This is a genomic window from Lacticaseibacillus boliensis, from assembly GCF_054784775.1.
The window spans coordinates 1-12,761 of record NZ_BAAIHN010000027.1 but is presented as its reverse complement, the minus strand read 5'-3'; the positions used below and the strand labels follow the sequence as shown (position 1 = coordinate 12,761).

Here is a 12,761-nt window from a genome sequence, read left to right as displayed (position 1 = left end):
CTCAACGCTTGATTCGCGCATGTGCGGCATAAATCAGGTTATGCGGGATCAGCCCCACCACCAGCGGCTTGATTTCAAACAACACGCGATACCACGGCAGGCGCAACTTTTTGAAATACGTCCGGCGAATATTGAATTCATCGATTCGGTACCGGTACAGCCGTTTTTTCTTCATGCTGGCAACATCAATGAAATAGCGTAACAACGGCGTCTGAATATTCGCACCGTTAAGCCCTTGCTGATACATCCGCATGAACAGGTCGTAGTCTTCTGCTCGCCGCGCGGCTTTGACGGTGCGATACCCGCCAACTTGGCGCAAAGCCTCTTGGCGAAACATCACACTTGGGTGGATATAAGGCGAATTCCACAAAAAGTCTTTGGCCTGTGGCCGCTGTGGTAATTTGATCATGCCGTCGTCTTCGGTGACCCCGAACTTGGTGACATTGCTGCCAACAAACGCCAACTCCGGATGGCGATCAAGAAACTGCAGTTGCACCGCAAAGCGCTCAGGCAACGACTGATCGTCGTCATCCATGCGCGCGAGATAGGCGCCTTGGGCATGCCTAAGCGCACGATTAAGCGCCGCCGCTAAACCGTGACTGTTCGTGTTGACGTACAAATGGATACGCGGATCCATCGCCGCGACTTTGGCAATTAGCTTGGCCGCCTGCGGCTGGGAAGCATCATCGATCAAGATGAGCTCCCAATCTGTTTCAGTTTGCGCGATCAACGACTGCACCGCCCGCTGATACTGGGCTGGTTGCGGATCTTTCGTTGACATCAGCACCGAGACCTTAACCACTGTGTCCCCCTCCTACTTTGCATATAATGCATAGACTGCTTGTTCCATCTGCTGCGGATTGTAATGCGCGGCCAAGCGTTCATAACCTTGTTCACCCATCTGGGCAAGCGCTTCGGTGGTGACCGTTTCCAGAATCGTCGCCAACGCCTTGGCGTCTTCAGATTGGAAAAAAAGTCCGGTTTCACCATCGACCACAATATCTTGCAAGCCCCCAACGCGGCTGGCAATCACGGCGGTGTGCTGCGCCATCGCTTCTAACGCGACCAATCCAAAGCCTTCCCAGCGTGATGGAATGATCAGCGCATCAACGTCATCGTACGCTTTGACGACCCCTTCGGCGTTGCGCCACCCAAGCAATGTCACATTATCTGGGTAGGCATTGGCCACCGCTTCATCGTCTAATACCGGAGCGCCGATCACCTTGAACTGGATCCCTGAGCCGACCAAGGCCGCCGCGTCAAGTAACACGTCAAGCCCTTTTTGGCGATCGAAGCGCCCAACAAACAAGAAGTTCTTGCCGGCATGTGGCACCTTATTCCGAACGCTGGGTCGATAACTAATGGCGTTGTCGATCACCGTCATCTGCTGCGGATCGAAACCATTGGCGACCGCGATTTCCTGTTCGTTGTTGGAGATATTGATGATCCGGACGCCGCGAAAAGCCAAGCACCGCTCAAGCCACACATACACGCGCCGCTTCCAGCTGCTGACCTCGCGGGCAAATGCCCACCCATGGGCGCAGTAGATGATTCTGATCTGATGCCGGATCCTTGGGCGTGACAGCAGATAACGGATTCGGATCAGGCCGGCGAAGCTCGAATGCAGATGCACGACATCGGGATGCCATGCGACGATCCGACGCCACAACATTAAGAGCTGAACCAGCCCGCGCAGGTTACGGCGGTAGTCGTATGAGACCACTTGAACCTTGTCTGAGGTGAAGGCCAATTTCTGAGACTTATGCTTGCTCATCAACAAATAGATCTTATCAATTTTGGGATCGGCGATCTGCTCGGCGATCAGCGTTTGCAGATACGTTGCCACCCCACCAGACACATATTCACCTAAATGCACAACAATCAAGCTAAGAACTCCTCCTTAATGTGGCCAGCAATGGCGATCGCACCCATTGCCTGACCAACTCGCGCTGTCAATGTCGATGTACCGTGATCCGCGGTTTGACACACATTTGATAATAATAAATCAGCCAAACCCAGCCCGCTCGACGGCGCTGCAACAGACCATAGATCACCCGATCATGCCGGCGCAAGCGCTGATGATCGACAGTCTTCACCACCCATTGACACTCTGGTGAAACCAAGATGGCAAAAACCGCACGCGTCCCTCGTAATGGGCCTAATCCCGCCTTGGCGATCAAGCGGAACTCTTCGCGCAATTGGTCGACCGCGACATACGGCAAGATATCATCGGTCGCGTCGAGTTGCTGGATCACCGCCGCCAAATGATGATAGCTCACCATAAATTGTTGATGTCCCGGCCACTGATACTGATGCATCACAGAATGGACGTTATTGAAATAATTATACAAGTAAACATCTCGAATTGACACCTTCCGCGCATGCGGGAAGAGGTTGAGATTGAATGCCCAATCTTCAGAAACCGTTAACTGCTCATCAAAGCGCACGGCAAACTGTTCGATCAATTGCCGCCGGAAACACCGTCCCCAAACATTATGTAAATTACCATACCACACATCCCAGGTTTCACCATGCTGAGTGGCGCAGTAGCGATTAATGCGTGCCAGTTCCTCAGGCCGCGTCCAGTCTGCTTCTTCGCTAAAGGCAAGCGACCGCTGATGCTGGGACTCACTCGTGGCGTCATAACAATTAAAAATCAAGATGTCGGCGTTCTGGGCGGCCAGAACTGGCGCAAGTTGCTTCAAACTATCCGGTTCAAACCAATCATCTGCGTCTAGGAACAAGACATAATCCCCTTGGGCGACCTGCAGCGCATGATTTCGAGCAGCGGAAACCCCACTGGCAGGTTGATCGAGAAGCACGATGCGCGCATCAACGCGCGTCCACCGCTGAACGCGCGCCGCGGTGTCGTCGGTAGAACCGTCGTTGACCACGATCAGTTCCCAGCTCACCTCTGTCTGCTTGACGACAGACTGGATTGCCCGATCGATCGTTGCCGCATTATTATGAGTGCCAGTGATGATTGAAAAAAGCATAATTCCTCCGTTTCACGGTCTCGCTTGCAACCGGTGACGGCTGATTGGCACATAGACCTGAAAAATCATCAACAGTTTCCGCAGACGCGTTTTTAAGCGCGCAACGCCTTGATGTTCCCAGTGCGTGTGACAATAGGCGTGGATGATCTGGTGGCGTAACTTCTTAACCCCAGGCGACTCAGTGCCTTCCATTGTCCGGCCCAAAGCAATCAGCTGGGCCATCTCACACAATTGACTGACGTGTTGGCGATCAGCGATGGTTGCGGTCTCCTTGGTGATCATGCCGGCGATCGTCCACAAGTCGTGCATCGACTGCTCCGAGACGACCTGAACGATCGAACCGGCTCGTTGGCGATAGCCATACACCGGTGCAGCGGTGACGCGGGCATCGCGGCTGGCCAAGAAAAGCTTGTACGTCGTCGCCATATCTTCGAACTGTAAGCCAACCGGGAACCGCACATCAGCTTCCTCATACAAGCGCCGCAGCGCAATGTGTGCCCAGGCGTAATTTTGCAGATGGTTCTCCGCCAGCTCGGCAAACAATTCAGCACCAGTTGCCTGACTCCAGGCGAGTGTGCTTGCCGGGAAAGTCGCTGAATCGGCAAACGGCATAAAGCCGAATTGAAGCAGATCAGGCTGCTGATCCTTGAGGGTGGCGAGCAAGGCCGGCAACAACTTCTCGTTGAGCAGATCATCACTATCGACGAACCAAACATACTCGCCAGTCGCGAGCTGGAGGCCATGATTGCGCGCGGCGCTCAAGCCGGCGTTGGCTTGGTGCACCAACCGCGCATACGGAGCCGGGGCGATCAGCGACGCGACCTTGTCAGCAGAACGATCCGTCGCGCCATCGTCAACAAACACCAGTTCCACGCCCCCGTTTTGACCGAAGGCAACCAACTGCTGAACTAACGGGGTGAGCACATTTTCGACATTATAAATCGGAACAATCACACTTAACAGGTACTCCGCGCTCATCGTAAACGATCCTTTCTAGCCCACCTAACCAATCTTTAGAACTGAAAAATATCCCGAATCTGGCGTTCATACGCCGCCAGCGCAAACGGCGAGCGGGCGATCTGGGCATTCATCTTCTGGCGATCGCACGCCTTGCCGGCTAATGTCAGCACGTTTTGCGCCCAGACGTCATCATCTTCAACAAGCGCTGTCTGGCTGATTTCACCGGTAACATTAGCTGCCTCTGGAACGACGCCGGCACTTGCGAGCACCGGCAATCCGGCCCCTTGCGCCTCGACAACAATAAACGGTAATCCTTCATATATGGAAGGGATTAACAGCACATCGCTTGCTGCCATCAACGCCGGCACGTCATGACGCTGCCCCAACACCTTAACAACTGGGCGCAAGTGCAAGGCATCGATTTGCTTGTCAACAGCCGCCCGCTCATCGCCATCGCCAACCACGAGCAACCGGGCATTCGGATCGCGTTGACGCACCTTGGCCATGATGTTTAGAATTTTAGGATAGTTCTTCTGAGGATGCATCCGGGCCACCACAATGATGACCTTCGCCTCGGCCGCCAACCCTAACTCAGCGCGCATTTTCTGGCGCGTCTCTGCTTGAAACCGCCAATGCTCAGGGGCGATGGCGTTATAGATCATTGTGGCGTGCTGGTTGGGCCCAAACATATAGTTGGCGGCTGGCATGGACGCCGCCAACTGGACGCAACCGGCAAGGACCCGCTGATTGGCCGGCTTGATCAGCGTCGCCACCAGTTTCTTCACGCGACTGGAATATACGGCGGCATCATTATGGGAATGAAAGACGCTTTTGGCGCCAATTTGATTGGCGGCGCGCACCCAATAGGCGAAGTTGGTGGTCAAGGCATTCACATACACAATATCGGCGTGTAAGTGCACCAGGATCTTATGTGCCTGCCGGGTGCGCCCGACATAACTTGCTAACGAATACTGGCCACTCGCCGCAAAGATGTGTGCCCCTGCGGCGTTGATTTGATCAGCATAGGCTAACGGTTCTTCTGGTGCGATATTGACGAACGTCAGGTCATTGTCGGCCACCATCGTCTGCATAAAATTCATTAAGTAGGTCTCAACGCCACCAGGATTCGCGCTCATGCCCACAATCACAATTCTTGCCATCACAACCCCCATCGACTCATTACGAGCTAAGCCAAATTGTTAGAAATCGGTGAGCTAACAATTTTCTTCCTATTAGATGTGGCTCATAACAGCTTCGTTACGGCCATTAACCGGATAAGGCTTAGGTCTACCAAAACATAAGATTACACGATTGCCTGTCTTTATGCAATCGTCCCAGCGGACTTGCACGCTGTCCCGTCCCATGTAGGCGCAACCATCCGCAAAACCAACTCAACGGCGGCATTTGAAACATAAATGCAAACTTTACTCGAATATTAGGACTAGTTTCAAATTTGAAATATGGTAAAATTAAGTAGTTTTGTTACTCACAGAACCAATAGCAACCACTTTCACTAGGAGGCCCCATGGAAGACGACGTAATCAGCCTGGGTCAAGTATTCAGGACCTTGAAGAAGCATCTGACCATGATCATTGCACTGACACTGGGTGGCATCATCATTGCAGCAGGCGTAACCTACTTCGCGATGACGCCTAAGTATGATTCATCATCAATGATCTTGGTCAATCAAAAGACCAACGATGCTGCGCAACAGTACAACCAAGTCCAAACCGACTTGCAGATGATCAATACATACAAGGATATTATTACCAAACCGGTTATCCTGGATGAGGCTGCCAAAGAACTCAATGAATCAGGTAAGTTCAACGGTTCCGCTGCCGATCTGGAAGCGGCATTGACCATTTCAAACAACGAAAACTCACAGGTCGTCAACGTGACGGCTGAAGCGACGAGTCCTTACGTCGCGCGCGACATCGTCAACGTTGTGACCAAGGTTTTCCAACGCAAGATCACCAAGATTATGTCCAACGCCAAGAACGTGTCGATCGTTTCGACCGGGAAACTCAACAAGCATCAAGTTTCCCCACGCGCAATGATCAACTTGGCCATTGGCGCTTTGGCCGGCTTAGTCATCGGCGTTTTGCTCGCCTTCATTCGTGAATTAACGGATAAGACCGTCAAGGACCCATCATTCATTACCGATGTTGTCGGCTTGCCATTGCTGGGCTCCATCACCGATATCGGCCAAAAGGATATGCGTTTCGGGGAAGCACGGTCCGCCCGGGCCACCCGTTCCCGTCGCGACCGTGAAGGAGGGCTTCGCTAATGTCACTGTTCAACCGCAAGGCTAACAAGCAAGACGACCAATCCATGCAACACGGCGTCGGCTTGATCACTGTTTACAAGCCGAAGTCCACGATTTCAGAACAATTCAAGACGCTGCGGACGAACATCTTGTTCTCCAACGCTGACAAACAAATCAAATCGTTGGTCATTACCTCTTCTGGGGTGTCTGAAGGGAAGTCGACGGTTTCCGCCAACGTCGCCGTCACGTTCGCCAACCAAGGGCTGCGCACGCTGTTACTAGATGCAGATACCCGTCGTCCGACCGTCCATGCGACCTTCTCGATGTCTAACGACAAAGGCTTGGTCAACCTGTTGACGGAAAAAGCAGACCGTCTGCCGGCACAAGATTACATTATTTCAACTTCCGTCGAAAACCTGTCTGTTTTGCCGACGGGTCCGGTACCGCCTAACCCGTCTGAACTGCTCAGCTCTCACCGGATGACGAAGCTGATCGAAGACCTGACTGCCCACTTCGATATGGTGATCTTCGACGCCCCGCCGGTCGGTTCGGTTACCGACGCGCAGATTATCGCATCGAAGTGTGACGCCACCATCTTGGTCGTACCATTTGGGATTGCCCAAAAAGCTGCGGTCATGGAAGCCAAATCGATGCTGGACAACGTCGATGCCAACATCATCGGCGTCGTGCAAAACCGGATCCCCGCCGAAGAGCGTGGTTATTATGGTTATGGCTATGGTTATGGTTATTACGGCAGTGAAGTTAAAGAAAAATAGCGTAAAAAAAGTCCCTTCATGGGGCTTTTTTTATTACCTTTTAATGGTAATCATCGTTATATGACGATATAATCATGATTATAAACATACTACTGGGATAAGGTCAGGATGAAATTTTGGGAAAACAATTAACGATCGACTACATTGCGGAATGGGATCCAACCAACGAACAAGCCACTTGGTCGGGGTCGACCTACGGCTTATATCGCGCTTTGGCGGCAACTTTCGACGTTCACCGCATTGATGTGACGAAGCAGCTACCACTGGATCTCCGATGCCTACAACTGAGCAATCGGATCCTGAACAAGACGATCTTTCGCCGGCACCCACGATACTTCGATCACGGTCATTATTATCTGTCCCGTTTGGATCGGCTATACGCAGCGAAAATAACCAACGATTTATCGGTTCAAGTCGGTGATACCACCACCGGCCGACCCAACCACAACTTCTGCTACCACGACACTATCTGGTTGGCGGTCGATTACTTGAAGCAACAACAACCCGATATCTTTGCATACAGCGAGTTCACTTACGCCGGCGACAAAGACATCGCCTCTGCGAAACAATACCAAGCCCAGATCTATCAGGCTGGCACCACGATTTTGTCGATGTCGCACTGGCTAGAACAATTCACGCGCCAGCACAGCGACTTCAAGATCCATTACGTTGGAGCTGGCATTAACACGCCGATTCTTTCACATCTCAAGCAACGCCATGACCATGAGCTGTTGTTTGTCGGTCGCGACTTCATCCGCAAAGGTGGCGATGTCGTCGTGGCGGCCTTCGCCAAGGCGCGCCAGACCATCCCCGACCTGAAGCTGATCATCGCCGGCCCTGCACGGCCACCAAAAGAAATCGAAGGCATCGCCGGGATCGACTTCCTCGGTGATGTCGACAGCCTAACCGTGGCCAAGCTGATGCAACAAGCCAGCGTGTTCGTGATGCCATCACGCTTTGAAGCCTTTGGGATCGTCTTTGTCGAGGCGATGGCCGCCGGAATGCCGATCATCGGCCGCGACCGCTTCGAAATGCCGTATTTTGTCCAAGAAGGCAGCGGCTTGACCCTCACCAGCGCGGCGGATCAACACACCGAGGCGGCAGACCTGAGCGCCAAGATCATCACCATTCTCACCGACCCGACCTATCTACAGCGTGCCGAAGCCCGCGCAGACACGATTGCCAAGACCTATTCCTGGGAGGCCGTGGCCGCCAGGGCTGCGGAAGTGTTCAACTAACGCCAACCAAAAACGTCCCAAGCAAACCGATTGCGGTTTGCTTGGGACGTTTGTTTGTTAGTTCGCGTTGTCGCTGTGAACCGTATACGTGGTGCTGCTGTTGGTGCCATCCCACGAGAAGTTCGGGTTCAACGCATTTTGCTTCGTCTCTTGGTTGGAGATCTTCTCCTTACCCAAGCCGAGGTTGTTGCGGATCTCGTTGGAGACGCGTTGCAATTCCTTGGTGGAAGCAATCTGGTAAGAGGCACCTAAGATCGTCGCGCCGACACCTTGCAAGTGGTCTTCTTTGACATTGGCAGACGCGTCTCGGTAGTTACTGAAGATCGCCACCATGTCGTTAAAACTCAGGTTGGTGCGCAAGTTGCCTTCAACCGAGTTCAACAGTTTCTTGAAGTTGCTGAGCGACTTGAACGACGGTGCGGCCTTTAGGATCGACATGATGACCTGCCGCTGTCGGTCTTGCCGCCCATAATCGTTGTTCGGATCGTCATAGCGCATCCGGGTATAAGCCAGCGCGCGGTTACCATCCATGTGGGTCTTTTGACCCTTCTTGAAGCTGTAACCGTCGATGGTAAAGCTCAGCGTCGGGGTAACGTCGACCCCGCCGACTGCATCGACGACCTTGGTCAAGCCACCCATGTTGATGAGGGCGTAATAGTTGATTGGAACGTTGATGAGACTGGAGATCGAGTTGACCGCCATATCGGCACCACCGAAGTTATACGCGGCGTTGATCTTTTGAATCTGTACGCCGTCTTCCCCAATCATCTGCGCCATGGTGTCTCGCGGAATCGAGGTCATGGTGGTCTTCTTGACGGTCGGGTTCAGCGTGATGATGATGATGGTATCGGTTCGGCCACGCTTTTCGGTTCGGCCAAGATCGCCGGTATCCGTCCCCAACAAGGCAATGGAAATCGGTTTTTTGTACTTCAAATCGCTATCGTTGGCGGTTTTGGTTTTCAGCGGTGAATAAGTCTTCTTCACCGTGTTGTGGACATTGGCATACAAATAATAGCCGTAGCCACCGATTGCGACGACCAGCACAAGCACGATCGCGATCACCGTCTTCAAAACCGGATGCCGCTTGCCATGATGATGATGGTGATGATGGCGATGCGTATGATGCAGTTGCGGATCTTCTGGCATATGTATTCTCCTCCCAAGTAATGACAACTCCCATTATAACAAAAACGCTAACAGGTGTCGGCACTGAGCGAGAAAACATCTGCCTTGTCATTGAAGCGTCATCTGTAATGAACGCTCAATATGTAGCTTTAGTAGGCGCCGTTGGGCTTGACCAAGACAACGAACGTCTTGAGAATAATCCATAGATCCTTATAAATGCATGCGGTATTGATATATTCAATATCCAGTTGGACCATTTCGTCGAAACCAATATTGCTGCGTCCGCTGACTTGCCATAGCCCGGTCGCGCCAGGCGTCACCGTCAACCGTTGCATATCATAATCAGAGTATTCAGCAACTTCACTCGGCAAAGGCGGCCGCGGCCCCACAACACTCATATCGCCTCGCAAGACATTGTATAGTTGCGGGAATTCATCCAAGCTATACCGGCGAATGAAGCGGCCGATACGCGTCACTCTGGGATCATCTTTAATTTTGAACATCGCGCCTGTCGTCTCGTTTTGTTGCCACAACTGGTCGACCATCTGGTCAGCGTTGGCAACCATTGAACGAAATTTCCACATCCGAAATTCTTTCCCATCCCGGCCGACACGAGTCTGGGAATAAAAAACAGGGCCATTCGGATCGTCGAGTTTAATTAATAACCCGATAATTGCAAAGGGTATTGCTAAAATAACTAATCCAGCAGCACTAGCAATACAGTCAAAAGCGCGTTTCGTTGCCAGATACACGGGTGAAAGGTTCTCTGGTGAAGCGATTGCCCGTTTTTTTTGTAAACTGCTTGTCGTTTCCATTTGTTCAACTTCCCCCCACGATTTTTTATTCATTGGACCATCGTATCCTCATTTATTGTCCACCATATCCTGATTTTCCGACTGCAAGCACACAAAATGGTGCTCAGTACGATATGGGCATCTGCAATTCATTTTAGTTGATTGGCGCACAGTATTCAACTTTGTACGTTAATGTTACAAAGACACGCGTTTTGCTTCATTAGAGTAGGAACCGGCGTTACAGATATAACATGCGTGGTCACTTATTATCGTCGCAACCAGCGCGACCCCACGTCATTGCGTTACAAGCAAGGTCACCCTGATTATCGACGGCGGGCAATCAGGTAGGCTTGCGACGAACGCGCAAATCTATTCACGCCGGATAAAATCTCTCCTCTTATATTCCCGTCTGTTAACGATTATACTAAAACACCACGCGTTATCAAAACATTGGGAACGGTTTATCCTAAATTGTTTTTCAATCTATTCCCTTACCAGGCTTATTCAGCGTCTCGATTGGGCGCCCAGCCGCCAAAATTACCGGCTCGCAACCGGCACGAGCCGCGTCACGCCGGCATCGAGCACAGATTTAATAACGGAATATAATCCGATTATTGCGAAAACTCGGCGTTTGTAACATCATGACATAACGTGCGAATGTGACCATCAGATGACAATAATGCAAAATGGCCGGATTTTGTGACATGGCTGAAGTCTGGTTGCAACCTTGACGCCCTATACTATTCACTGTTGACAAGCAATCCAGACATTTATAGGAGTGATTATGATTAAAAAAGCACATCTCGTATGGTTATTCTCAGCGGCACTGGCACTCTCCGCAGGTGCAGTATCCGTTTCCAGCAACCAAGTAGACGCGGCTACCACTACTCAGTCTGCAAAATACACCGTTAAATCCGGTGATACCCTTTCGGCAATCGCATCTGCTAACGACACTTCGGTTGCGAACTTGGTAAATGCAAACAGCATTAAAGATCAAAACTTCATTTTAATTGGCCAACAATTAAAGTTGAAAGCTGAAGCGGCTGTGAAGACGACGCCGGTTACCACCCCAGTTGTTGCCAATCCAACTGCTACCACATACACCGTTAAATCCGGTGATACGCTCGGTGCGATCGCCAAAAGTGTGAACGTCAGAGTTGCTAACTTGGTTGCTTACAACAACCTTTCTAACGCCAACGTTCTTCGCGTTGGCCAAGTCTTGAAGCTTACCGGCACCGCCGCTGCCGCTCAGACTACGACCCAGCAAACAACCGTGCAACAGCCCGTTCAAAAGCAAGCTGCACCGGTTCAACAACAGGCCGCACCAAAGCAAGCCGCACCGGTTCAGCAACAAGCGACCCAAAAGCCAGCTTACACCGCACCTAAGCAAGCTGCCCCGGTTCAACAACAAGCTGCCCAAAAGCCAGCTTACACCGCACCTAAGCAACAAACTGCAACGACCCAACAGTCGACGCAGCAGACCCAACAAACCACGAGCACGACTGCTACCAGCGCCGGCACGTTCAAGATTTCCTTCTACGATCCAGCTGCCATGGGTTCCAGCCTCGGCTATGGTGGGGTTGCCGCCAACCTCAGCGTCTTCCCTAAGGGTACCCAGTTGAAGATCGCCATGTCTAACGGCCAAGTCTTGTACCGGACCGTTAACGACACCGGCTCGTTTGCCCAAAGCAACAGCCATCAACTTGACGTTGCGATGCCAAACAACGCGATTCCGTCTGCCGGAATCCTCTCCGCGACCGTTTCGGTTGTGAAGTAAACAAGCAATCAAAGTCTTCCTTTGTGGAAGGCTTTTTTGTTTTGGCGAGGTGAAAAGGGTTATGCTAGAAGTATAAGGGGGTAACGACGATGACTAAGCCTATCAAAACCGGTAAGTGGTCCGCGCTTGGCAACAAAAGCCTCGGCGTTTTTGGCCACGTGCTCAACAGCGTTGATTCAGTCGCAAACACCGTCAACAAGGTCGTTCCAGGGATCGTGAATGAAACCACCAAAATGGTCGACGCCCACATCGACAAGCATCGCGATGACTTCAAGATGCCTAACCTCGTCGGCCTGCCGTTGCTTGAAGCCGAGCGGGTCCTGCAGGTTTATCAGCTGCAGTATTCCGTCATCCGCGTCGTGCCTGCCGCGACTTTGGCATCAGTTCAACCCAACGTTGTGCTGGCGATGACGCCCAAAGCGGACCGAAAAGTCTCGCCCACCACTTTTGTGCGGATCAGTTACGCCGACGATGCCGTGATCGCCACCAGCCAAAACCTGCGTGCCGCCCAGCAACAGGCAAAAGCCGATAAGCAAGCCGCCCGCCGGCAGCAAGTAGCTAAGCTGGGCGGTGCCGTGTCCGGTCAGGCCACCAAACTCGCCGGCAAACTACCAAGACGCAAAAAGCATCCCGAACAAGCGGACTAAACTGGTTCGGCCACAAAAAAGGATCCATCACGATTAGGTGATAGATCCTTTTTTTGGGTCTACACTTTCTGGTGTTGGAGAAATCCAACGCCGAGAGTGTAGGCCCTTTTTAAAATGACAAATTAAAAGGACACCTACAAAGCTACCCATGCTATGCTCTAAGCGTCGAAACCAAAAGCTAG

General features: G+C 52.0%; 12 protein-coding genes. 5 read left to right on the top strand and 7 right to left on the bottom strand.

Features of this window, described 5'->3' with window-relative positions; all coding sequences use genetic code 11:
* Position 1: 1 nt before the first annotated feature.
* The 5 genes from ACYVRB_RS10690 to ACYVRB_RS10670 form a co-directional block, all read right to left on the bottom strand.
* Positions 2–802: a glycosyltransferase gene (locus ACYVRB_RS10690; protein WP_461215321.1), complete on the bottom strand. Its 801-nt coding sequence runs from the start codon at positions 800–802 to the stop codon at positions 2–4.
* A gap of 12 nt (positions 803–814) precedes the next feature.
* The gene (locus tag ACYVRB_RS10685; protein WP_461215357.1) at positions 815–1,876 is read right to left on the bottom strand and encodes a glycosyltransferase; all 1,062 of its coding nucleotides are present in this window, start codon (positions 1,874–1,876) and stop codon (positions 815–817) included.
* Positions 1,877–1,952: 76 nt separating this feature from the next.
* Positions 1,953–2,996 carry a glycosyltransferase family 2 protein gene (locus tag ACYVRB_RS10680; protein WP_461215320.1) on the bottom strand — a complete coding sequence of 348 codons (1,044 nt, stop codon included), beginning with the start codon at positions 2,994–2,996 and terminating at the stop codon, positions 1,953–1,955.
* Between the two features lie 12 nt (positions 2,997–3,008).
* A complete protein-coding gene (locus ACYVRB_RS10675) occupies positions 3,009–3,974 on the bottom strand; it encodes a glycosyltransferase (RefSeq protein ID WP_461215318.1) in 966 nt (321 codons plus the stop codon).
* Positions 3,975–4,009: 35 nt separating this feature from the next.
* Entirely contained in the window at positions 4,010–5,116 is a 1,107-nt protein-coding gene (locus ACYVRB_RS10670; protein WP_461215317.1) for a glycosyltransferase, read from the bottom strand.
* Positions 5,117–5,481: 365 nt separating this feature from the next.
* Here ACYVRB_RS10670 and ACYVRB_RS10665 point away from each other — a divergent pair, with 365 nt between their 5' ends.
* The 3 genes from ACYVRB_RS10665 (at position 5,482) to ACYVRB_RS10655 (ending at position 8,236) form a co-directional block, all read left to right on the top strand.
* A complete protein-coding gene (locus tag ACYVRB_RS10665) occupies positions 5,482–6,243 on the top strand; it encodes a YveK family protein (protein WP_461215316.1) in 762 nt (253 codons plus the stop codon).
* Complete coding sequence (locus tag ACYVRB_RS10660) at positions 6,243–6,998, top strand: CpsD/CapB family tyrosine-protein kinase (protein WP_461215314.1); 756 nt, start codon at positions 6,243–6,245, stop codon at positions 6,996–6,998. Before ACYVRB_RS10665 ends, ACYVRB_RS10660 begins: the two co-directional genes overlap by 1 nt.
* A gap of 116 nt (positions 6,999–7,114) precedes the next feature.
* Positions 7,115–8,236 carry a glycosyltransferase family 4 protein gene (locus ACYVRB_RS10655; protein WP_461215313.1) on the top strand — a complete coding sequence of 374 codons (1,122 nt, stop codon included), beginning with the start codon at positions 7,115–7,117 and terminating at the stop codon, positions 8,234–8,236.
* Between the two features lie 57 nt (positions 8,237–8,293).
* Here the strand turns inward: ACYVRB_RS10655 and ACYVRB_RS10650 are convergent, their stop codons facing one another.
* Both ACYVRB_RS10650 and ACYVRB_RS10645 read right to left on the bottom strand, forming a co-directional pair.
* Entirely contained in the window at positions 8,294–9,382 is a 1,089-nt protein-coding gene (locus ACYVRB_RS10650; RefSeq protein ID WP_461215312.1) for an LCP family glycopolymer transferase, read from the bottom strand.
* 128 nt (positions 9,383–9,510) lie between these two features.
* Positions 9,511–10,176: a sugar transferase gene (locus ACYVRB_RS10645; RefSeq protein WP_461215356.1), complete on the bottom strand. Its 666-nt coding sequence runs from the start codon at positions 10,174–10,176 to the stop codon at positions 9,511–9,513.
* Positions 10,177–10,939: 763 nt separating this feature from the next.
* On the opposite strand from ACYVRB_RS10645, the gene ACYVRB_RS10640 reads away from it, so the two are divergent.
* Together ACYVRB_RS10640 and ACYVRB_RS10635 are read left to right on the top strand one after the other, a co-directional pair.
* Complete coding sequence (locus ACYVRB_RS10640; protein WP_461215311.1) at positions 10,940–11,932, top strand: LysM peptidoglycan-binding domain-containing protein; 993 nt, start codon at positions 10,940–10,942, stop codon at positions 11,930–11,932.
* A gap of 89 nt (positions 11,933–12,021) precedes the next feature.
* Positions 12,022–12,579, top strand: a complete 558-nt coding sequence (locus tag ACYVRB_RS10635) for a PASTA domain-containing protein (protein ID WP_461215310.1) — start codon at positions 12,022–12,024, stop codon at positions 12,577–12,579.
* Positions 12,580–12,761: the final 182 nt, after the last annotated feature.

Coding starts and splice junctions, on each gene's coding strand:
- ACYVRB_RS10680 (WP_461215320.1), bottom strand. CDS start 2,996: ATGCTTTTTTCAATCATCACTGGCACTCATAATAATGCGGCAACGATC.
- ACYVRB_RS10670 (WP_461215317.1), bottom strand. CDS start 5,116: ATGGCAAGAATTGTGATTGTGGGCATGAGCGCGAATCCTGGTGGCGTT.
- ACYVRB_RS10665 (WP_461215316.1), top strand. CDS start 5,482: ATGGAAGACGACGTAATCAGCCTGGGTCAAGTATTCAGGACCTTGAAG.
- ACYVRB_RS10640 (WP_461215311.1), top strand. CDS start 10,940: ATGATTAAAAAAGCACATCTCGTATGGTTATTCTCAGCGGCACTGGCA.
- ACYVRB_RS10645 (WP_461215356.1), bottom strand. CDS start 10,176: ATGGAAACGACAAGCAGTTTACAAAAAAAACGGGCAATCGCTTCACCA.
- ACYVRB_RS10660 (WP_461215314.1), top strand. CDS start 6,243: ATGTCACTGTTCAACCGCAAGGCTAACAAGCAAGACGACCAATCCATG.
- ACYVRB_RS10675 (WP_461215318.1), bottom strand. CDS start 3,974: ATGAGCGCGGAGTACCTGTTAAGTGTGATTGTTCCGATTTATAATGTC.
- ACYVRB_RS10650 (WP_461215312.1), bottom strand. CDS start 9,382: ATGCCAGAAGATCCGCAACTGCATCATACGCATCGCCATCATCACCAT.
- ACYVRB_RS10635 (WP_461215310.1), top strand. CDS start 12,022: ATGACTAAGCCTATCAAAACCGGTAAGTGGTCCGCGCTTGGCAACAAA.